Raw genomic sequence first — 23,237 nt, forward strand, 5'->3', positions numbered from 1 at the left:
CACCAGGGGGACGGCCGCGAAACCCCCGCGGTCCGGGGCGCCGTCCGCCCAGGATCACGGACGGCGCCCCGCCCCGGGTTCACCCGCCGTACGGAACCCGCCACCCGCCGGTGAACCCCGCGACCCCCGCGGCCCGTGGCCCAGGGTGAAGCAGACCGCCCCCGCCGGGGCGGGACGGCCCAGGCCGTACGGACATGAGGAGAGCCTTGAACGGGAGCGCCAACGGGACCGCCGTCGCCGGACTGTGCCGACTGAGGTTCCACGCACCCGAAGCGGTGTTCGACCTCGCGGTCCCCGCCGACGTGCCACTGGCCGACCTGCTGCCGGCCGTCCTCGCCCACGCCGGGAACGACCTCGACGAACAGGGCGCCGAACACGACGGCTGGATCCTCCAACGCCTCGGCGAGCCACCACTGGACGAGGAACTCGGCGCCGACGCCCTCGACCTGCACGACGGCCAGGACCTCTACCTGCGCCCGCGCCGCGACCCCCTGCCCGAAGTCCACTACGACGACCTCGCCGACGGCGTCGCCACCGGCATGCGCGAACGCCCCGACACCTGGCGCCCCGCCCTCACCCACCACGTCGCCCTCGCCCTGGCCGTCACCGCCCTCGCCGGCGGCATCGCCCTCCTCCTCCTGCCCGGCCCGCCCCACCTGCGCGCCGGCGCCGCCGCCACCACCGGCCTGTTCCTGCTCCTGGGCGCCCTCAGCGCCTCCCGCGCCGTCGGCGACGCCGGCGCCGGCACCGCCCTCGGCGCCACCGCCGTGCCCTACCTCGCCCTGGCCGCCGCCCTCCTCACCACCGACACCGGACCCTCCGCCACCGGAGCCCGCCTGCTCGCCGGCGGCTGCACCGGCGCCGGAGCCGCCGTCCTCGCGATGGCCGCCGTCGGCTGCTGCGCCCCGCTCTTCCTCGGCCTGGTCCTGCTGGCCCTCAACGTCACCACCGCCGGCGCCCTGCTGCTCGCCGGACTGACCGCACCCGCCACCGCCGCCGCCCTCGCCGTCCTGCCCGTCGCCACCGCCGCCTTCCTGCCCGGCCTGTGCTTCCGCCTGTCCGGACTGCGCCTGCCCGCCCTGCCCCGCAACGCCGAGGAACTCCAGGAAGGCATCGAAGCCGTCCCGGCCGCCTCCGTCCGCTCCCGCAGCGCCGTCGCCGACGGCTTCCTGACGGCCTTCCACCTCGCCCTCGCCCCCGTCCTCGCCCTGTGCCTGACCACCCTCACCGGCCAGGACGGCTGGGCCCCCACCGCCCTGACCGGCGCGCTGTCCCTCCTGCTCCTGCTGCACGCCCGCGGCATCGGCAGCGTCCCCCAGCGCCTGGCCGTCCTCGTCCCCGGCGCCCTGGGCCCCGCCCTGCTCGCCACCCACCTCGCCCTCGGCCTGTCCCCGGCCGCACGCACCGGCCTGCTCGCCGCCCTGCTCGCCACCGCAGCCGTCCTGGCCGCCGTCTCCTGGACCATCCCCGGCCGTCGCCTGCTGCCCTACTGGGGCCGCGCCGCCGACCTGCTGCACACCCTCGCCGCCGTCAGCGTGCTCCCGCTCGCCCTCGCCGCCGCCGGCGCCTACCACGGGCTGCGCGCCATCGCCGGCTGAACCCGCACCAGCAGCACGACCCACGCCCCGCCACCGAGGAGAACCACGCCATGCAGTCGAAGCGCGACCAGGTGCAGGCCCACCTGTTCGTGATGGGCCGCCTCGCCACCGGCATGCTCCGCGGCGAACCCGACGCCCCCGACGCCCCCACCGGGCGCACCTCCCGCGGCATCGTCACCGGCATCCTCATCGCCACCCTCGCCTGCCTGATCGCCGCCGTCTACGGCGTCCTCGTCCCCGGCGGCGCCACCGGCTGGAAGAAACCCGGCACCCTCGTCCTGGTCAAGGAGAGCGGCGCCCGCTACCTCTACCTCGACGGCACCCTCCACCCCGTCCTCAACGAGGCCACCGCCCGCCTCATCGCCGGCGACCAGCTCACCGTCGACCAGGTCAGCGCCCGCTCCCTCGCCGACACCCCCCGCGGCACCCCGCTCGGCATCCTCGGCGCCCCCGACGGCCTGCCCGAACCCGACCGCCTCGCCACCGCCCCCTGGCTCGCCTGCGCCGCCCTGCGCCCCGGCCCCTCCGGCGCCCGACAGCCCCACCTGGCCCTCGCCATCGACCCCGCCACCCACGGCACCGCCCTCACCGACAACCAGGCCCTCCTGGTCACCGCCCCCGACGCCACCACCCACCTGCTGTGGCACGGCCGCCGCCTGCGCCTGGACACCCGCAACGGCGCCCGCCAAGCCCTCGGCCAGAGCACCGCCACCGCCCAGCCCGTCCCCCAGGCCTTCCTCAACGCCCTGCCCGCCGGCCCCGACCTCGCCGCCCCCGACACCGACCAGCGCGGCACCCCCGGCCCCGACCTCGCCACCCGTCCCACCCGCATCGGACAACTCTTCACCGGCCCCAGCGGCGACCCCTACCTGCTCACCCCCGCCGGACTCACCCCGCTCACCACGATGGCCTTCGAACTGCTGCGCAACGACCCCCGCACCCAGCAGAGCGCCTACCAGGGCGCCGCCGTCACCCCCGAGAAGCTGGGCGCCGCCGACCTCGCCGCCCACAGCGCACCCCCCGCGCCGGCCACCACCCCCGCCACCGCCCTGCCCACCACCGCGCCCGAACTCCTGACCGCCCCCCAGGGCCGCGCCGTCTGCGCCGAACTGCGCCCGGGCGACGGCGCGCCCACCACCGCCGTCACCCTCGTCGACGACACCGCCCTCCAGGGCCCCGCCCCCACCGCCCAGCCCGGCGTCGAGGCGGCCTGCGCCACCGCCGACACCATCGCGGTGCGCCCCGGCGGCGGCGCCCTGGTGCGCGCCCTGTCCACCGCCGGCACCGGCAGCACCCTCTACCTGGTCACCGACACCGGGGTGAAGTACCCGCTGCCCTCACCCGCCGTCGCCAAGCAGCTCGGCTACGGCACGGCCGCCCCCGCGGGCGTCCCCGAACCGCTGCTGACCCTGCTGCCCACCGGCCCCAGCCTCGACCCGGCCGTACTCACCGGCGCCGGCGCCGCCGCGCCGAACCCGGCCGCACCGGCCTGCCGGCGGTGAACCGCGCACCGACACGGTGCCGTTGACCTGAATGAACCCCCGGCATCCGCTGCCGGGACCGACGGAGAGGAGCCCCCCCTGTGGTGAACATCCTGCAGACGGAGGACGCGGTCGTCCGCAGCGTCCTGGCGACCCTGCAAGGCCACATCGACACGATGCTCAGGGCCTGCACGAACATCGAGGACATCAACACCGAGGTCCACGAGCACTTCCAGGCCGCCTGCAGCACCGCCTACCAGCAGAAGATCAACGACTGGACGACGCGCTACCAGCAGCTCCGGACCTCCTACGACACCTTCCAGGAGAACTTCGCCTCCGGGCACCGGACCATCACCACCGCCCACAGCGAGGCCCTGGACATCGTCAACGGCACGAGCCCGTCCAGCCTCAGCCTGGACATCAGCAACGGCCTGAACCCCAAGTAACACCGACCGCACCACCCGACCGCACCACCGACCGCACCACCGACCGAAAGGCAGACGATGGCCGGGAACCTCGAACACCTCTTGCTCAACCACGCCAACATCGACGAGGCGGCCGACGCCCTGACCGCGTCCGGCACCAGCATGCACGACGCCATGGAGAACCTCAGGTCCGCGCTCCAGAGCGCCGAGACCCAGCTCCAGGGCCAGCTCGCCACCGCCGCCAGCGAGTTCCGCAAGATGCTCGACCTCCAGGAGTCGGAGATGACCAAGGACATCACCGCGGCCGCCAACACCCTGCGCACCATGCACGGCCTGCTGCGCGACGCCGACACCCGTGCCGCCGCGGGCGTCAGCTCGTGACGACGCCGCAGCGGGCCGTCGGCCGGCGGAAGGGGCGGACACGGTGAGCACCCCGCCGGAGAACGTCGACTACAACCACACCCTCAGCGTCGAGCACGACGACCTCGAGTACTTCGCCGGCACCCAGCTCGGCAACTACCTGAAGGTCCTGAAGAACGACCCCGGCTTCAAGACCATGTCGTCCTTCGGCGGGGACGGCGGCGGGGACTTCACCGCCCTGCTGGTGGGCCACAGCACCGACCAGGTGATGCCCGTCGCGGGCAAGGTCAGGACCGACTTCACGAGCCTGGCCACGGGTGTCGCCACCGACCTCAAGACCCTCGGCACCCAGATGACCGAGGCCCAGCTGAGGATCCGGCTGGCGCTGACGCTGATGGCCTCCGCCCACGAGGAGGCCATGACGGCCGCCGAGATGATGGACGTCCTCACCAAGGTGTCGACGGCCGCCACTCCCAAGGCCGGCGGCGCGAACCCGAGTTGACAGCACTACAGGTACGGAGAGATGGACCCCCATGCCGGACATGAACTGGGAGGACGTCCTCGGCTTCTTCGCGTCCGAGGCGCAGCGCTCCGCCAAGATCGTCACCAGGGAGCAGGTCGCGGGGCCCTCCAAGGACAAGCCCTGGCTGCGCCCGATCGACAAGCTGGTCGTCGACACGAGCAGCTTCTACAACGGCACGACGAACCAGGGCGGGGTCTCGGGGATGGGCACCCCCGACGTGTGGTGGGCGTGGAACTACGTGCACCAGAACATCCACCACCACATCCGGATCACGCTGAGTGTCAACTACACGGACTGGGGCAACGACCGGGACAAGCCGCTGTCCCAGTTCATCCACCAGCACGAGGAGATCTTCGCGCCCCTGGGGCGGGGCGGCCCCGGCAACGACACGGTCAACCCCGCGAGCCTGCGCTACGGGGCGGGCGGCATCGCGAACGTACGGGCGTGGCTGAACACCTGGTACCCGCGGGTGCAGGGCTGGGCGGAGAAGATCAACGGCTCGGACAGCGCGTGGCAGGGGGACGCGGCCGGGGAGTTCAAGCTGCTGCTCAAGCGGTACGCGCTGGAGATGGAGACGATCCGCCTCCAGCTGGACAACAACCCGTACGAGGCCGACCTCTATGCGGCCGCCGACCAGATCGAGCACACGGTCGGCGGGCTCAAGGACGTCCACCAGCAGTGGTACGACGGCGGGACGGTGTGGCCCTCCCACGCCATCTACCAAGCCCTGTCGGAGGCCCTGGCCGGAGTGGTGCCGGAGCTCAACTCCGACGCCCACAGCATCAAGTCGATCAGCACCCCCCTCGGCGACCCCCGGGAGCAGGGCTTCTACGACCAGCTGGAGATCAAGGCCAAGGGCATCTGGCTGGCCAACGTCAAGAGGCACCTCGACGACCGGCACTACATCCACATCGCGAACGAGCAGCAGATCTCGGACCCCGACCCGATGCGCGCCCTGGAGGCGGCCTACTCCAAGCTGGACGCCGACTTCCCCTTCGCGTACCGCAACGCGAGCCTGGACCTGCCCACCGCGGCGCCGCCGGGCGCGGGCGACGGCACCGGCGGCAAGGGCGACGGCAAGGGCGACGGCAAGGACGGCAACATCGACCTGGGCGGCGGCAGCGGCGGTGGCGGTGGCGACGGTGCCGGCAACAAGGTCGACCTCGGCGGCGGCGCCGGTGGCGGTGCCGGCGGTGGCACCGGCAAGGGAGGCGGCCCCAAGACCCACCTGCCGCCGCCGCCCCCGGTCCTCGGGCCCGGCGCGGGCAGCGGCATCGGGGGCGACGGCGCCGGCACGCCCATCCTCGACAAGGACCACAAGCCCGTCCTGGACGCCAACAAGAAGCCGGTGCTGCTGCCCCCGGGCGGCTACATCGGCAAGGACGGCCAGGTGTACGACGCCAACGGCCAGAAGGTGATCGGCAAGGACGGCAAACCGGTCGTCGTCCCGCCGGGCTCGGACGTCCCGCCGGGCACCGGCGGCGGCATCTACGGGCAGAACGCCAAGGTGCCCCGGGGCTCCAGGGTCCGCGAGGACGGGACGGTCATCGGCCCCGACGACAAGGAGGTGCTGGACCGCGACGGCAACCCCGTGGTGCTGCCCAAGGGTGGCTCCATCGCCGACGACGGAACGCTGCTGGACTCCACCGGCCGCCCGATCTCCGACATCTCCCAGCGCTACACCGACCGGCAGCACGCCATCGACGCGATGATCGGCAGCAGCGGGGCAGGCGGCGGCGGGAGCGGCGCCGGCGGCGGCATCCGCCCGCCGTCCACCGGGTCCGACTGGAAGCTGGACCTCGGCTCCTCCTTCGGCGACTACGGCTCCGGCGGGGGCTCGGACTCCGGCTCCGCAGGGCTGGGCTCCTACACCGGCCTGCTCGGCGGGGCCGGGGGGTCGCTCGGCTCCGGCGGCATCCCGTCCGGCGGCTCGCTGCCCAAGCTGGTCGGCTCCGGCGGCGGACTGAGCCCGCAGGCCATCAAGAACAGCGGCGGCCTCGCCCCGGGCGGCAGGACGGCGGCCGCCGCGGCCGCCGAAGCCGCCGCCGCGGAGAAGGCCGCGACGCAGAAGGCCGCCGCGATGGCCGCCGAGGAGCAGGCCGCGATGCGCGGCCGGTCGGTGTCCACCAGCGGCGGGATGCCGATGATGCCGCCGATGGGCGGCGGCATGGGCGCGGGCCAGGGCGAGAAGGACCGTCAGCGGACCACCTGGCTGGCCGAGGACGAAGAGGTGTGGGGCACCGAGACCGGTGCGGTCAACGGGGTGATCGGCCGCTGAACGGCGGGCACCACCGGCAGGCAGGGGCGGCGTCCCGGGAAGGACGCCGCCCCCGGGAAAGGACACGGAGAAGGCATGTCGTACTCGTTCGAGGACCAACTGGACCGGGCCCTGGCCTCGTTGGCGGAGCAGAAGGAGAGGCTGGCCGAGTCGACGCGCAGGATGCAGGCGATGACCGCCGAGGCGACGAGCAAGGACCGGATGGTCACCGCGAAGGTCGGCCCCCAGGGCGAGCTGCTCGCGCTGAGCTTCCACACCACCGCCTACCAGTCCATGGCACCGGCCGAGTTGAGCGCCGTGCTGAAGGACGTCCTCAACGAGGCCAAGGCCCGGATGGGCGAGCGGATCGCGGCCGAGATGCGCACCTTCGAGGGCGTCGGCGAGACGCTGCGGATGGACTTCACCGGCGAGCGCGGCGACGAGGACCTGTTCGGGGCCGGCGGCGGGCTGGACCTGGACGCGCTGCTCGCCCCGCTCACCGCGATGCGCCCCGGCGCCGACCGGAGCGCCAAGTCCCGCAGGCAGGAGGAGTTCAATGGCTAGGACGCTGCGCAAGGAGGAGGGCCTCAAGCAGGCGTTCGCCAACTTCGACGACGTCGCCGCCCTGGTCGAGAAGATCAACACCGAGGTGGAGGACATCAACAAGAAGAACGTCAAGGCCGGCGGCGGCGACGACATCGGCAAGCAGTACCACGAGAAGATCGACAAGCCCACCGCGGACCTCACCGGGCTGACCACGCAGATCCGCAACAAGCTGAAGGCGATGTCCGCCCACGGCCAGGGCACCGCCGACCTCCTCGACTCCGCCGACGACCACGGCCGCGCTCTGGTGTGAACCGCCTCCGGTAGGACCCGACCCCGGTCCCGCCCGCCCGCTCCGCCGGCCCCCGCACCCCTCGTACCACCAGCCCCGCCCCCGGAGGCCCCTGCGCCATGTCCCACTCGTCCATCCACGTCTCCCCGGGCGTGGCGCAGTTCTTCCACATCATCAGCGGCATGCCCTGGCCGGAGTCCGACGAGGGGCTGCTGCGGGACGTCCGGGACGACTACGTCGCGCTGGCCGAGGACCTGCCGAAGCTGAGCGGGTACATCCTCGACGCGGTGCAGACCTGCGACAAGCGGATCGAGGGCGAGGCCGCCAAGGCCTTCAGGAGGGAGTGGGGGCGGTTCATCAGCCAGGACCCGACCGACGACCCCCTGTGCAAGGCCGGCGAACTCTGCACCCAGCTGGCCGAGTTGGCCGGCAAGGTCGCCAACACCGTCGAGTACACCAAGTGGATGGCGATCGGTCAGCTCGTCCAGTTGCTCGTCGAGATCGCCTTCGCCATCGCCTGGTCCGTCTTCACCGGCGGCGCCTCCCTGGTGGAACTGGAGATCAAGAAGCTCCTGACGCGCCAGTTCCTCCTCCAGCTGCTGAAGAAGCTCGTCCAGCTGATCGCCATGCACACCTTCGGCGGCGTCGTCGGCGGCCTGATGCTGGACGCGATCATCCAGGGCATCCAGTTCGACCACGGCGACCGGCACGAGTGGGACAAGGACCTCACCAAGCAGGCGGCCATCTTCGGCGCGCTCAGCGGCGCGATCGGCGGGCCGCTCAGCCTGCTGGGCCTGGGCCTGGGCAAGCTGCTCGGCCCCCGTCTGAGCAAGCTGTTCGTGGAGAGCGCGCTCAACGACGTCATCAAGGGGCTGGCCGGGGGAACCCTCAAGGGGGCGGGCAAGGACCTCGGGGAGGGCGTCCTCAAGGGCACGGCCAAGGAACTGGCCGGGGGCGTGGTGGGCGGAGCCCTCAAGTCGGGCGTCAAGGAGCTCGGGGAAGGGGCCGTCAAGGCGGGCGCCAAGGAGGGCGGCGAGGGCCTGGGCCACCTGCTCGGCAACGAGGCGGCCGAACGGTTCGCCAACGGCATCACCACGCTCCTGAAGGAGAACGCCCAGTACCTGTCCAAGGGCTTCAAGGCCGGACGCAAGGTCGGCGCCGCGACCGGCGAGAAGTTCGTGCGCCAGCTCGGAGAACTCTTCGAGAAGGAACTCGGCCAGGAACTGGGCGCCAAGTTCGCCCGGGAGATGGGCGAGCACATCGGGCGGCAGTTCGCCGAGCACTCGCTCAAGACGGTGATGAAGGAGAGCAGCAAGGAAGCGCTCAAGGAGACCCTGGAGAACCTCGCCAAGGACGGCGGCCGGGTCGCGCTCACGCCCGAGCTCAAGCTGCTCGTCGAGAAGATGCCCGAACTCGCGGGCGGCGTCAACAACATGAACAAGATGTTCCACCTCGGGCACGTCCTGGGCAGCCAGTTCGAGTCGGGCATCAACCAGTACCTCACCGAGGGCATCTACAACACGATCTACAACGGCGAGTGGCAAGCCAGCGGGATGAGCTTCGTCGGCGGCTTCATGATGGCCGGGATGCGGCACATGATCACGGGGCTCGCCTCGCCGCTGACCCTGCGGTACGCGGACTTCGTCCGCGGCCTGCAGAGCTCCCGGATCACCGAGGAGAACGGCGGGTTCTACGGCAAGACCCACCCGCTGACCTTCCTGTCGGTGATCAGCAATATGGGCGGCCACTCGGCGCCGTTCCCGGTGCCCCGGCCCGGGCACATCGACCAGATCGCCGGGACGCGACCGGCGGGCGGCGACGGCGCCCCGGTCAGGTCCGACGGCGCCTCGACGTCCGGCTCGTCACTCCTCGGGGCCTGGAACCACCACCCGGCGGACAACGGCGACGGCGTCCTCGCCGACCCCAAGGGCAAGACCGGCTTCAACTCCTCCGTCGACGGCGGATGGGACCCGAAGGCCCCCACGCGGCCGGTCGAGACGCAGTCCCGGGGCGACGAGCGGACCACCGCCGCAGGCCCGCCGACGTCCACGACGACACCGGGCAAGTCGGACACCACCGTCACCCCGCCCGTGCCCAGGCCCCGTACGGGCGGCGGGCCCGAGAACACCGGAGCCGAGAACCACGGCGCCGGCACCCCCAGGACCGGGGACCAGGGCAGCGGGAACCACGGCGCCGGGAACCCGGCGAACGGCGGGGAACGCGGCAACACCGCCACCACGTCCGCCGACACGAACGGCCGGAACGGCAGCGTGAAGCCGCAGCCGCAGCCGCAGCCGCAGCCGCACGCGAACGACGGCGACCGGAGCACGGCCCAGGTGCCGCCGCCGGTGCGCACCAGCACCGGCGGCCCCAGCGACACCACCGCGCCGGCCACCCCCGGCCACCCGGACCCGAAGACCCCGGACGCGCCGGGCGCGGCCTCGAAGGTCCCCGACCAGAAGACCCCGGACCTGCCGGGCCCCGGCCAGAAGGGCCCGGACTCCGAGGGCCCGGACTCCAAGGGCCCGGACTCCAAGGGCCCGGATCCGAAGGGCCCTGACCCGCAGCTCCCGGTGCCGCCCACCACCCCGCCCCGCGACCCGAAGCCCGACGGCCCCACCGACCCGAACGACCCGAACGGCCCCACCGACCCGAACGGCCCCGTCACCTCCCACACGCCCTCCGGCCGCCTCTACCACCGGGTCGACGCGCCCGAGCACGCCAAGGTGCCCGCCGGCGACGAGCGGCGCACCTCCTGGCAGGACAAGCAGCAGGACCTCGCCGAGCGGCACGACGCCGTGCTCGCCGAGGCCGAGGCGAAGGAAGCCCTGCACGGCGAGATCGAGGAACACCTGATCGAGGGCCACGCCGACCTGCCCCGGGAGCTGCGCACCCTCACCGGCCCGGGCACCGAGGCGTGGCGCCGCACCGTCGCCGACCTGCAGAGCGACATCGAGGCCCGCCCGCACGAGCGGCAGGAGATCCTCGCCGGCGCCGCCGACCGCCTGGAACTGGCCGGCGCCCGCGAACTCGCCCTCGGGATCGCCGTCAGCCGCTTCGACCACCTGCTGACCGAACGCGGCCTCGACCCGGCGGCCACCGGCGGCGACCACTCCCGCGCGGAAATCCGCCGCGAGGCCTCCGAACGCTTCCGCTCCGACGCCGAACGCGACATCGCCCAGCTGTACGCCACCCACGCCGACCTCACCCCCGAACGCAACGCCCTGGCCACCCGGGCGCTGGAACACCGGCTGCGCCGCGCCGCCGGAGACCTGGACGTCCGGCAGGCCCGCGCCACGCAGACCGAGCGGATCGAGCGGGCGGTGGACGACGCCCACGCCGACTGGAAGCGGGAGAACCTCTCCGAGGCGGACCGCGCGCTGCTGGACGCCGTCGGCGTGCCGAAGGACGCCCGGGTGTCCGACGAGGCCCGCGACCAGGTCGCCGAGGCCCTGCGGGAGCGGATCACCGAGTTCCACGGCGGCTACCAGGACCGCACGGCCCTGCACGTCGACGACACCGAGCCGGGCACCGGCCGCCGGGACGAGGACACGTTCCTGGTGATCGAGGACGAGAACGGCGAGGACCTCGCCGCCGTCGACTCCACCCGCCGGGGAAGGGACCGGCTCGAAGCCGACTTCCGGGACGTCTTCGAGAGCCACAAGAGCGGGCTGTCCCACGACTTCACCGTCCAGGCGGTCCGCGAGACCGTGCTCAAGCGCTCCGTCGACGCCGTGGACGACGCGGCCGCGGCGTGGAAGACCAGTGCTCCCGAGCAGTTCGGCCCCGAAGCGCTGCGGGAACTCGGCCTGGCCGACGGCCCGTCACCGCGCGCGGTGGCCGCCGCCCGCGCCGACCTCGCCCGCCGCACCGACCGCCTGGTCACCGAGCACACCGCCGCCGACCGCGACCCGGCCCGGCTCAAGACGGAACTGGACCGGCTGACCTCCCCGGCCGAGGCCAACCGCCTGCTGGCCCTGCACGGCGCCCGGGAGGAGGCGCTGCGCGCCGCCGAGGACACCGCCCGCGCCAAGGTCCCGCACGACCTGGCAGGCCCCGACGCCCCCGGACAGCGGACCGAATCGGCGGCTTCCGTCGAGACGGCCCTGGGACGCCCGGCGCGCGGCGGCCGCACCGACGGCTCCGAACCGCCGGCCTCCGCCGCGGCCCGGCGCGTGCGCGAGGGCTACACCGAGCGGATCCGCGCCGCGTTCGAGGACAACTTCCGCACCCTGCTGCGCGACGCGGACGCCGCCCCCAAGACCGGCCTGCCCCAGCACCTGGAGCGGTGGCGCCGCGAGCGCGAGCGGCTGACCGAGGGCCTGGAGGAGCACGTGGCCTTCGAACGCGCCGTCCTGCCCGCCCGCGAGCGCGCCGCCGCCGGCTACGACCGCCTCGCCGAGGGCCGCCGGGTGCCGCAGGAAGCGGTCCAGGAACTCAAGACCCGCTACGGCGGCGAGTTCTTCGACGCCTACAAGGACCACTGGGGGCCGCAGGACCTGGACGGCGAACGCTGGCGCGGCCACGAGGCGGCCAACGAGAACGTCTTCGGCCGCCCGCCCGCGGACAAGCAGCCCGCCGAACCCGAGCACGGGCCCAAGCCCGTACACGAGGACGAGCCCGAGCCGACCACCGAGGACGAGCACAAGCCCGTCCAGGAGGACGAGCCGGCCCCCGCGTCCGGGCCGCTCACCCCGGCCGCCCGGCCCGCCGCCCCGCAGGCCGACCAGCCGGTGGCGCGGCGCGAGCCCGCGAAGTCCCCGCCGCCGGACGGTGAACGGGACACCGGCGACGCCCCGCCGCTCACCACCGTCGTGCCCCCGGCCGCCGAAGCCCCGGCCGCCGAAGCCCCGGCCGTGCCGCCCGTCACCCCGGGCGCGCTGCTGCCCGCCTCGTCCTGGGCCGACATCCGCACGCTCGCGCCGACCGCCCGGATGGAGACGGTGCGCTTCGACCCCCGCGTGCGCGGCCAGGCCGGTCCGGGATCCATCGCAGGGCCCGGCGTGCGCGACCAGTACGAGGCCCGGCAGCTCAGCCTCGGCGGGCTGCACGGCGCCGACACCACGATCAGCTACGACGCGCGGCGCTTCGAGGTCCGCCCCGGGCACTGGGTCACCGAGTTCACCCTGCGCCTGCACCTGCAGGGGCCGGACGGCCGCCCGCTGCCCGCACACGAGGCCACCCGGATGCTCGACCGGGCCCGGGACGTGGTCGGCGACCGGTTCAACGAACGCTTCCACCTGCCCGGCGGGGACCAGGTCCACCTGCGGGTCGAGGGCACGACGGACGCGGCCGGCGCGCACCGCACCGTCACCGTGCTGCCCGGCGGCGAACGCAGCGACCAGCTCCACTGGTACGACCAGAGCCCGCCCGGCGTGCTGCTCCACGAACTGCTGCACTTCCTCGGCCTCCCCGACGAGTACGTCGAACCCGTGACGAAGCCGGGCGACGCCTTCGCGCTGCGCCGCCGCGACATGTGGGCCGGCGAGAACGGCGTGATGGGCGCCTCGGCCCACCGGGACGACTTCACGGTGCTGCCCCGGCACCTGCAGCGCATCGAGGAGGTCCTGCGTTCGGGCCCGGTCCTGCGCGACCTGACCTACGGTCAGCACCAGTCCCACCCGGAGGCGGTCGACGCCCCGCACGCCGCCGGCGCCCCGCACGCCGCCGGCGCCCCGCACGCCGCCGGCGCCCCGGCGCCGGTCCACTCCCCGGCCGCCTCGCCCGGACCCCCTCCGCCGCCCCCGCCACTGCAGGGCGGTCCGCCGCCCCCGCCGCCGGGCGGTGCGGGCGCCGGCATCGTCGCGCCCGTCGTGCCGGTGCCCTCCCACGGACCGGCCCAGGAGATCCGGCAGCAGCACCGCACCGAGGACGAACAGCACCTCGCCGCCCTGCCGCCGCACACCGGCGAGACGCCCACCGTCTCCCCGACGGACCTCGTCCTCGGGCAGCGACTGACCCAGCGCTACCCGCGGATCAGCCTGATCGACCCGGGCTCGCCCGGCAGCGGCCACCAGGTCGCCTTCCTGAGGGTGATGGAGGGGCTGGCCAGGATCGGCTACTCCGGCGAGGTCCACCTGACCTTCGCCCGCGGCAAGGCGCTGTTCTACGCCGAACGGCTCGGCCGGTCCACCGATATCGGGCACCCCCGGCACTCCCACGACCTGTTCCACGCCCCGTGGACGGGCGTCTACCAGGGGCTGCGGGTGACCGCCCACCCGACGGGCAGCCGGCTGGACGTCGCGTACAAGGCGAACGAGCAACGGCTCGTCACCGACCTGGAGACGTACTGGAAGTACTTCGCCTGGACCGGGGCGACCCCCGAGGAGGCATGGCTGACCGCCGGCGGGGCGTCCCAGAACGTGCGCAACCGCTACCTGGGCGAGCATCCGCAGATCCAGACCGACTTCCCGAACTCCGTCAAGAAGGAGGACAACCGCGACCGGCCGATCCACCCCGCCCAGCACCTGACCTCCGACCTCCTGACGGCCGGCGCCCAGTCCTCCGGACAGGGCCGGACCCTGACCGTCTTCGCCGCCCTGGACGCGCCGCACCACGCGGACACCACCACCTACTTCAAGGACCACCTGGCCCCCTCCCTCCGCGAGATGACCGGGGAGCAGGACCCGGACGCCCTGGTCCTGCAGCCCTTCCTCTGGGAGAGCCACCCCCGGCAGATCCGCCGCGGGGACGAGCTCCTGGAGGAGCTCTGGCCGGACCAGGGCGGCACCGTCACCTACCCCTTCCGCCCGCAGCCCGTACCGGAGGACCTCCAGGGCCACGTCCGCGACCACTGGCCCGACGTCACCGGCGCCGACGACCAGGTCCCGGACCTGGTCGCCGACCTCCTGCGACGCGCCCGCGCCGACGAGATCCGGCTGGTCACCGCCTACTACGGGCAGATCGGCGACGGCACCGTCCGCCACCGCGACATGGCCACCCGGATGGAAGCCGCCCTGCGGGCGCTCCCGGACCAGTCCCGCCCGGCGGTCGTGGTCCTGCTCGGCGCCGAGCCGAACGAACGCCAGACCCACGCCGAGCTGCTCGCCGGCCTCCAGGGCATCGCCGCCGCGACCGGCGACGGGGGCGTGCACCGCCTGCGGCTGGGACGCGTCGAGCCGGCGGTGATGGAGCTGTTCGAGCAGTACTCGACACTCGTCGTCACCGAGGGCGCCAACACCTGGCACGAGATCCTCAGCCTCGCCACCCCCGGCATCTCAGCCCGCCCGGACAGCGAGACCCGGCCGTGGACGCTGACCCCGAACGGCACCCCGTCATCGGGAGGACAGCAGATCGGCACGGCCTCGCAGGCACTCGGCACCGGGAACACCGCGGCCCTCACCGCGTTCCTGCACGGCCTGGACGACCCGGCCGGCGACGTCCACCAGTACCTGCAGTCCTGGCACCTCGCCCTGAACGCCGACGGCAACGACCAGTTCCGCAGCGCGGTCGAACGACTCCTCGAACAGCCCGACCCCCAGGCCGACTCCCAGACCGACTCCCAGACCGGCGGCGACAGCGGGTCGGCCACGGTCGTCCACCAACCCTCCCAGGCCCCGCCCCAGCCGACCCCCGAACCCCCGCCGCTCCAGCCCGCCCCGCAGCCCGACGAGGTGCCGCCGCAGGAACCCGCGCACCCGGCGCCGGAGCACCTCCCGAACATCCTCGACAGCGACAGCGACAGTGACAGTGACAGCAGCAGCGACACCGACTCGGTCGGCTCCTGGCCGCAGCACGAGCACGCGCACGTGCCGGAGTCACAGCACGAGCAGGAGCTGCAGCACGAGCAGGACGGCGGCGAACCCTTCGAGCAGGCACAGGGGTTCGAGCTGGACCGGCAGACCGTCGACGCGCTCTGGACGCAGCACGTCATGGTCGACTACCAGGCCGGCTGGGCCGGGCAGCCGTTCGTGCCCCGCCCGGAGCACCCCGAGCTGGGGGTCGGCCCCTGGCACCCCGAGGAGGGAGCCCCCTGGGACGCCTCGGTCACGGGGTTCGACCGCGACCGGATCTTCGCCGACCTCGACTCGCAGCTGGCCACCGAGGAGGCCCCGGACACCTCCGACTCCGACTCCGACGCCGGGGGCGCCGCACCGGTGACCCCGGTGCTCTGGCGCACGGACTTCAGCCTGCTGTACCGGTGGGAGAACGGCACCCGGCACTACCTCGACGTGTTCACGGAAGGGTTCGTGCCCCGGGGCGAGGACACGTACGTGCCGCTGGAGACGTACCTCGTCGACAACCCCGCCTCGGTGTTCGTCAGCACCACCCGCTCGGCGACCCACCAGAGCCCCGGCTGGGGCACCGCCTACCGCTACCTGATCGACGCCCCCGGCGGGATCGACGTGCGCGCCACCCTCCCGCACCGCCAACTCGCCGACGCCGAACAGGAGGTCGCCTTCCCCGGCGGCATCCGCCCCGAGTTCGTCGTCGGCGTCGAGATCGTCGCCGACGTCACGCTGCTGCACGACGAGCAGAACCCGGGCGTCCACTGGTACGAGCACCCGGTGACCTTCGTCCCCAACCCCGGCTACCGCCCGGACCACCGCTTCGCCTCCCAGGAGCAGCACGACCAGTACGAACAGGACCGGGGCCAGGGCGACCACTGGGGCCAGGACGACCACGGGGACGACGACGGCGTCGGCGGCCTCGGCCTCACGCTGGCGAACGCCACCATCCACGACAACGACACCGACCACGACACCGACCACGGCCGCGACACCGACCACGACAACGGCACCGACGAGCACCAGCCCGCCACCGACAGCCGGTTGGTGACCAACGCGATCGTCGGAGCGAACGGCGAGAAGGTCGGACGCTCCTTCCACACCACGGCCGACTTCGCGCTGCGCAGCGAGACGCACCTGAACTTCCCCTCCGAGCGGACGACCGCCGAACACCAGGTCACCAACCTGGGCTTCGTGCCGAAGAACGCCGTCCGCCCGGACGGCGGCTTCGACTGGGAGGCCTACGGGCGGGGCGAGAACAAGCCCGGCGAACGCGACGGCGACGACGCCGACGTGCAGGTCCCCTGGGACCCGAACACCAAGCCGTACTTCGCGAACCTGCACGGCTCCCCGGACCGGCTGAAGGTCGCCGTCCGCACCCCGGACGGCAAGGAGGGCCACACGTCCGTCTCGTACGAGAACTTCGGCGGTGTCCTGCGCCGCCGGCCGAGCCTGTCCGCACGGCCGGAGGACGCGCCGATCGTCCTGGAGTCCTGCGACGCGGGCCTCAACCGCCAGGGCCTGCAGCAGATCGCCGACGCCACCGGACGCACCGTCCACGCGACGACCGGCAAGACCTACGTCGCCAAGGAGCAGGACGGCAGCACCAAGCTCGTCCTGCTCCACGAACCCGGCCGGCCCCGGCCCGAGTTCATCACCGTCCACCCCACCGGCAAGGACGTCCACCCCACCACCGTCGAGACCCCGGACCAGCACGTCCTCACGCACCAGGACGACACCCACCTGCTCGACACCGTCGACGACGAGATCCAGCCCGCCCCGCAGGAGACCGGCACCCCCGAGCGGATCCCCGGCGCCCCCATGCCACTGGTCCGCAACCCGCGCGACGAGACCCTCCCGCACGACCCGTCGGCGCCGACCGCCCGCCAGGACATGGTGCCCGGCGCCCGCGACCTGGAGATGGTCGAACACCTGCGCCGCGACGTCGTCCTGCACGCCGACCGGCCCCAGGAATGGAGCGCCCAGGACCACGCGCTGTACGACCACCTCACGGCCACCGACCCCCGTCGGCCCTTCGGCTTCTGGAGGAACCTGGGCGAGGACCAGGCGGCCGCCCTCGTGCTGGCCGAACGCAAGGGCCTGGAGTTCGCCGCCCGCGAGCACGCCGCACTCAAGGACCGGCTGCGCGAGGCCACCGGCAGCTGGTCCTGGGCACGGAACTACCCCCGGGACAGCGAGCAGGCCCTCGACCAGCTCATCGCCACCGTCCAGGACCACATGCACACCGGCATGTTCGTCGCCACCAACTTCTTCCTCGACAAGCCCCTCAACGACAACCGCAGGACCACCCTGGGCCCGACGGGAGCCACCCGCGCCCCCCGCCCCTCCCGGCCCGAGCCGGAACCGACCCCCAAGACCGTCCTCGACCTGATGATCGAGGACCCCTCGCAGACCTTCAAGAACGTCTGGCAGACCCGCGCCTCCCAGGCGGCCGTCGACGACTCCCGCCGCGGCGGCGTGGAGGAGCACTTCGGCTACGCCGCCACGCTGCGCCGCGACCCGGCCACCAGGAACCACTTCCAGGACACCGGGACCGACAAGAGCGCGTTCCACCCGGACGAGCAGGAGGCGGCCCGGCTGCCGAAGTACGCGGCACTGGTCTCCGAACTCCAGCCGCGCGGCGTGGCGGTGCGCTACGGCAGCGCGGTCATGCGCTGGAAGGACGACGTCCGCGCCCGCGCCACCCACACCCCGAAGGACTCCTGGTCCGCGGGCGCGATGGGCGCCCGCTCGGTGACCCCCGACTCCCACCTGCTGCCGCTGCTCACCTACGGCACCGACTTCATGGTGCGGCGGGTGTTCGGCGAGGCCACCGGCTTCCGGTACGACGTCGAGTTCGGCCGGCGGCTGCTGCGCGAGGGCATGGAGACCGACGAGTACTTCGAGACGCAGATCCACGGCGACCTGCACTGGAAGGACCTGCACAGCGTCACCATCGTGCACCTGCCGGAAGGCCGGACGGCCGACCGGAGGACCGGGCCACTGCCCACGGCGGAAGCCGCCCGGCGGATGCGCGACCGCCTCCTCGCCCACCGGGAGGACCACGGCTACGACTTCACCGTCGACCTGCGCCTGCACGGGCAGCCGCCGGTGCTGGACCGGGTCGTCCCGCACCCCTCCGTCCTCGAGCCCCCCGTCCACGAGACCACCCCCACCATCCTCGACGGCGGCGACGAGATCACCCCCGTGGAGCAGGACACCACGGGCCGGACGGCCGACCACACCGTGGTGCGGATCGAGGAGCACGCCGACGACGGGAACCCGCCGCCGGACGGCGCGCCGATGCGCGTGGCCGACCACCCGCTCGACGTCCCGCGGCGCATGCCCGGCCCGGACGCCGAGGACCCGTTCCCGACCGGGTGGGGCGAGCTGGCCGAACTGCGCGGGCGGCTCGACGCCCTGCCCGAGGACAGCGTCGAGCGCGCCGCGCTGCAACGGCGGATCGACCGGGCCCAGGCGAAGCTGCGCTCGGACTTCACCACCTTCCTCGACCACGACGGCAGCGACCTCGCCACCGCCGCCCAGACCCGCGAACAGCGGATCACCCAGCTGCGCACCGAGACGCCGCCGCCCCCGGGCACGTGGCAGGAGACCCACCACCAGCGGCTCCTGGACACCCTGGAACTGGAGGTGCGCGAACTCCACGCCGAACTCGACCGCCACGCGCTGGACGCCCGGTCCAAGCAGCGGATGGTCCCCGGCGCACGGGACCTCGCCCTGGTGGCGCACCTGCAGGACCCGCACAAGCACCCGCTGACCGAGGGGGAGCACACGCCGGAACTCCTCGCTCGCCTCACCGACGCCGGCATCGACTGGAGCTCCCTGCACCCCGCCCAGGCAGCCGCCCTGGTCATGGTCGAACGCAAGGCGATGGCCTTCGAACAGCGCGACCGCGCCCTGCTCACGGAGAAGCTGACCGCCGCCACCGGCGAGTGGGCGTGGGCGGCGAAGTACCCCCGCGACACCCCCCAGGCGGTCGACGAACTGATCGACCGGGTCCAGCAGCACATGCGCACCGGCATGTACATCGCCACCAACTTCCACTTCGACCAGCCGCTCAACGCCAACCGCCGGACCGCCTTCGGCAAGTCCGGCGGGATCCTCGGCGGCTGGGGGTGGAAGCCGAAGACCCTGCTCGACAAGCTGATGGCCGACAAGCAGGGGCTGTTCCGCAACGCCTGGGAGACCGGCGCCTCCCAGGCCGCGGTCGTCCCCTCGCGCCGCGGCGGCGTGGAGGAGCACTTCGGCTACGCCCCCGTCCTGCGCCGCAGCCACGACACCCGCGACCTCTTCCAGGACACCGGCAGCGAGGACAGCCGGTTCGCGCCCACCAAGGGCGACCGGGCCCAGCTGCCGAAGTACGGGGCACTGGTCTCCGAACTGCAGCCCTTCAGCGTGGCCCAGCGCTACGGCGCGTTCGCGCTGCACTGGTCCGACGACATCCGCGGCCGCGTCACCCACACCCCCAACGACTCCTGGACGGCGCGGGAGAAGGGCGCCCTGTCGGTGACCTCCGACTCCCACCTGCTGCCGCTGCTGCTGTGGGGCGAACGGGACATGGTCGAACGGGTCTTCGGCGAGGCGACCGGCTTCCGGTACGACCCGACCTTCGGCGAGCGGATGCTCACCAAGGGCATGGACACCAACAGCTACTTCGAGACACAGATCCACGGCCCGCTGTCCTGGGGCGACCTGCGGCGCGTCGTCATCAGCCACCGGGACAACGGCGACGCGCCGCCCTCCAGGCGCGACGGGCACCTGCCCACCCACGAGCGCGCCGAGGAGATCGCCGACAGGCTCCGCGCGTTCGCGGCGAAGAAGGGCTACGCCTTCACGGTGGAACTGCGCCGGTCCGACGCGCCGCCGGTGCTCAACCGCCTGGCCGACGCCTTCGCCCCCACCCCGCAGCAGCCGCATCCGCAGCCCGAGCAGCCGCAGCCCGAGCATCCGCAGCCCGAGCAGCCGCAGTCCGAGCATCCGCAGTCCGAGCATCCGCAGCCCGAGCAGCCGCAGTCCGAGCTGACGCCGGTGCCCGACGCCGGGCACTTCGGACCGGCCACCGAGCACACGCCGCCCGCGGGCCCGCCGGTCACCGACCGCCGCGGCGAGCTGCGTGCCGCACTGGTCCACCACGAGGCCTCGGGCGCCCACCGGCTGGACGACCCGGGCGTCGACGAGCAGACCCGGCAGCGGATGGCCGACACCCTGGACCGCTTCCCGGGCGACGAACGCTTCCTCACCGTGGCGATGCACACCGGCACCGACGGCGTCCCGCGCTGGCGGGGCACCCGGGTCACCGAGGGCGAAGTCGCCGACCTGATCGTCTCGTTGCACGAACAAAGGACCTGGGACGGCCGCAAGCCCGTCCAGCTGGTGGCCTGTTCGTCGGCCCGCGAAGGCGCGCAGTCGTTCGCCGCTGGCGTGCTGCGGGAGCTGCGCCGTCGACTTCCCGGCCTGGACCTGGAGGTCTACGCCCCCAGCGGCCTGGCCTGGTTCGCGCCCCCGGTCTCGGGGCCGTTCCGTAGCGATCCGCACGGCCCCGGAGCGCTGGTGGTCGGGCGGCAGGTCGCCTTCGACGGCTCCGGCCGTCCCGTCCTGGTGGAGGGCGGCGGCTGGGTGAGCCTGAGCGCTCCGCGGGACGCGTCCCCCGAAGCCCCGCCCGTGGTGCGCACCCTCGGCGCCCACCTGCCGGTGGACGCGAGCCTTCCGCCGCGTTCGACGTCGGCGCCCGAGGGATACGCCGTGATCCCGGGCGGATCCCCACCGCGCGAACGGGAGTTGTCGGCACACGACGAGGCGGTGGCGTTCACCGGACGCCGGCGCAAGGGCGGGATCCACGACGACGACTCGGAGTCGGGTTCGGGCTCGGACCCGGGCGAGGGCCCGAGCTCGGGCAAGCGCATCCGGCCGAACGACCCCTCCGACTCGGACGAGGAGATGGCCTCGGACGACGATGCCGACAGTGACCTCTCCTACACGTCGGAGGACTACCGCGACTTCCTGCGGACCGTGGACACCCGTTCCGACCTGCTCGCGGAGTTGTGGGGGAGGGCCGAGGCGGGCAACGCCTCGAACGCGGTCCTCGACCGGATCACCGCCGAGCGCGACGTGCTGACGGCCATCCAGAACGTCGGCCCGGTCCACTCGGTGCGGGCGGTCGACGCGCTGCTGGGTCTGCTGAACCCCGCAACGGAGAACCGGCGCGAGGATCTGACCCTGCGGCGCGACGACCTGGCCGGCCGGAACGTTGCGCTGCCCTCCGCCGACCGGTTCCAGGCGCTCCACACCGAGGTGATGAGCCGCTACGACCCCGAGGGCGGGAACCTCGTCCACGACTGCGAACTGCGGGCCCACGCACTGTCCGAACTCATCAATGCGGCGAACCCCGGGATCGGCCGCCGACACCTCGCCAAGGTCTGGGCCCGTCCCGCGGCCGGGCACGAGCGCCTCCACCCGCACTACCGGTGGAACCACCACGTCGCGGTGCTGGTCGAGACGGCGGAAGGCGGCCGGGTGATCGATCCGCTGCTCTTCCCCGACCGCGCGGTCACCCTGGCGGACTGGCGCGACGCGCTCTCCGTGCCCGGACAGGGGGCACCACTGGTGCACCACGCGCCGTGGGAGTTCTTCGGAGCCCCGAACCGCGAGGGCCGGCCGGACGTCGAGTCCGCCGCCCTGATCGACGAGACGACCAGGGCGCAGATCGACGCGTGGAAGCGCGGGGACCTGACCCCGATACAGGACTCGCAGTCCTTCGGAGAGACCGACCCCAAGGGCACCGGCACCACCGGCGCCAGGAGCACCGAGGCCGTCACGTCCGACCTGGTCAACCTGGTGCTGTCGGGCAAGCAGAAGTCGAACGACGCGCAGGGGGAGGGGAAGCCGGAGGAGACGACGCAGGGGAAGGGCAAGGAGAAGGCCGAGGCCGACGCCGACGAGACCGTCCAGGACACCCCCGCACCGGATCCCGACTCGGTGGAGGCGGCGACGCTGGTCCTGGACGACTCCCTCCTCGCCCCGCTCTTCGCCGGCACCGACGTGACCAAGACCTACGCCGTCATCGGCCTGGAACTGAAGGGCGACAAGAGCTGGCAGACGACCGAGGCCGTCACCAACGGCAGGGACGACGCCATCAACGACAGCCGGTCGCTGGAGGCCGCCACCCGGTGGGCGAACGAGAACGGCCTGCGGACGCAGCGCTACGACGCCGAGGTGAAGGGGCTGGCGAAGGCCTTCCAGCAGATGCAGGACTGGGGCTTCGCGCCGGTGCCCCGCCCCCCGGGCAGGCCGCACGGCAAGCCACCGGAGAAGGCCACCCCACGGCCCGGCGCCGAACCGCCCTCCCAGCCCGAGGGCGTGCTCACCGTGCTCTCCTCCCGGGGCACGTGCGAGAGCTGCAAGGCCGTCGTCAAGGACTTCCAGGAGGCGTTCCCCGGGGTCGGCGCCTACGTGGGGTACACGATCGCCGCCAAGCAGAAGTCGACGCTGTCGATCCAGACCCGGACGTACACCACGAGGAACGGCGACGAGGTGGAGGGCCCCCTGGAGTACGGCTGGACGCAGACGACCAGGCTCAACTCCACCAGCGCGTACGTGCCCAAGGGGAAGGACATCGCCTTCAAGTACTTCCCCTCGAAGGACGGCGAGTCCGCCTGGGCCGAGCGGCTCGAGGCCAGGGCGGCCGAGGAAGCGGCCGCGGCGCAGCGCGCCGCGGAGGAAGCGGCGCGGGCGGCCGAGGCCGAGGCCGTGAACGTGGTCAACCGGGCGGTCAGGCCGAAGACGGCGGAGGAGGTCACGAGGTTCGCCACGTCCTACACCGGAACGGCGGAGGACTTCGTCACCCAGCTGAACAAGCACATGAAGAAGGGCGTCCTGGCGTGGAAGCCCACCCCTGAACTGCTGAGCGCCCTCCCGCTCTGGTTCAAGCGCGACCCGCGGCCCGACCTCACCGGCAGCACCGGCTGAACCGGCCGGCCGGGGACCCGCCCCACCCGGTGAACGCCGCCCGCG

General features: G+C 73.3%; 9 protein-coding genes. All 9 read left to right on the forward strand.

Annotated features, from left to right (window positions below; all coding sequences use genetic code 11):
- The first annotated feature begins 206 nt into the window (after window positions 1–206).
- The 9 genes from eccD (at window position 207) to ACZ3TI_RS08045 (ending at window position 23,192) form a co-directional block, all read left to right on the forward strand.
- Window positions 207–1,598: a type VII secretion integral membrane protein EccD gene (eccD, locus tag ACZ3TI_RS08005; protein WP_465724611.1), complete on the forward strand. Its 1,392-nt coding sequence runs from the start codon at window positions 207–209 to the stop codon at window positions 1,596–1,598.
- A 50-nt stretch (window positions 1,599–1,648) separates the two neighbouring features.
- Window positions 1,649–3,100: a type VII secretion protein EccB gene (gene eccB / locus ACZ3TI_RS08010; RefSeq protein ID WP_465724613.1), complete on the forward strand. Its 1,452-nt coding sequence runs from the start codon at window positions 1,649–1,651 to the stop codon at window positions 3,098–3,100.
- Window positions 3,101–3,183: 83 nt separating this feature from the next.
- Window positions 3,184–3,525, forward strand: coding sequence for a hypothetical protein (locus ACZ3TI_RS08015; RefSeq protein ID WP_465724615.1), 342 nt, complete (start codon window positions 3,184–3,186; stop codon window positions 3,523–3,525).
- A gap of 57 nt (window positions 3,526–3,582) precedes the next feature.
- Window positions 3,583–3,885 carry a hypothetical protein gene (locus tag ACZ3TI_RS08020; RefSeq protein ID WP_465724616.1) on the forward strand — a complete coding sequence of 101 codons (303 nt, stop codon included), beginning with the start codon at window positions 3,583–3,585 and terminating at the stop codon, window positions 3,883–3,885.
- Window positions 3,886–3,928: 43 nt separating this feature from the next.
- Complete coding sequence (locus tag ACZ3TI_RS08025) at window positions 3,929–4,366, forward strand: hypothetical protein (protein WP_465724618.1); 438 nt, start codon at window positions 3,929–3,931, stop codon at window positions 4,364–4,366.
- A 31-nt stretch (window positions 4,367–4,397) separates the two neighbouring features.
- Window positions 4,398–6,665: a hypothetical protein gene (locus ACZ3TI_RS08030; RefSeq protein ID WP_465724620.1), complete on the forward strand. Its 2,268-nt coding sequence runs from the start codon at window positions 4,398–4,400 to the stop codon at window positions 6,663–6,665.
- 75 nt (window positions 6,666–6,740) lie between these two features.
- Complete coding sequence (locus ACZ3TI_RS08035) at window positions 6,741–7,208, forward strand: YbaB/EbfC family nucleoid-associated protein (protein ID WP_465724622.1); 468 nt, start codon at window positions 6,741–6,743, stop codon at window positions 7,206–7,208.
- Entirely contained in the window at window positions 7,201–7,500 is a 300-nt protein-coding gene (locus tag ACZ3TI_RS08040; protein ID WP_465724624.1) for a hypothetical protein, read from the forward strand. Before ACZ3TI_RS08035 ends, ACZ3TI_RS08040 begins: the two co-directional genes overlap by 8 nt.
- Window positions 7,501–7,598: 98 nt before the next feature.
- Window positions 7,599–23,192, forward strand: a complete 15,594-nt coding sequence (locus tag ACZ3TI_RS08045) for a scabin-related ADP-ribosyltransferase (protein ID WP_465724626.1) — start codon at window positions 7,599–7,601, stop codon at window positions 23,190–23,192.
- The last annotated feature ends 45 nt before the right edge of the window (window positions 23,193–23,237 follow it).

Source organism: Kitasatospora sp. NPDC023120 (genome assembly GCF_055560835.1).

What these genes read in the sequence shown, in the direction of transcription:
- eccB (WP_465724613.1), top strand. Translation starts at nt 1,649, where the DNA reads ATGCAGTCGAAGCGCGACCAGGTGCAGGCCCACCTGTTCGTGATGGGC.
- ACZ3TI_RS08035 (WP_465724622.1), top strand. Translation starts at nt 6,741, where the DNA reads ATGTCGTACTCGTTCGAGGACCAACTGGACCGGGCCCTGGCCTCGTTG.
- ACZ3TI_RS08045 (WP_465724626.1), top strand. Translation starts at nt 7,599, where the DNA reads ATGTCCCACTCGTCCATCCACGTCTCCCCGGGCGTGGCGCAGTTCTTC.
- ACZ3TI_RS08020 (WP_465724616.1), top strand. Translation starts at nt 3,583, where the DNA reads ATGGCCGGGAACCTCGAACACCTCTTGCTCAACCACGCCAACATCGAC.
- ACZ3TI_RS08030 (WP_465724620.1), top strand. Translation starts at nt 4,398, where the DNA reads ATGCCGGACATGAACTGGGAGGACGTCCTCGGCTTCTTCGCGTCCGAG.
- ACZ3TI_RS08040 (WP_465724624.1), top strand. Translation starts at nt 7,201, where the DNA reads ATGGCTAGGACGCTGCGCAAGGAGGAGGGCCTCAAGCAGGCGTTCGCC.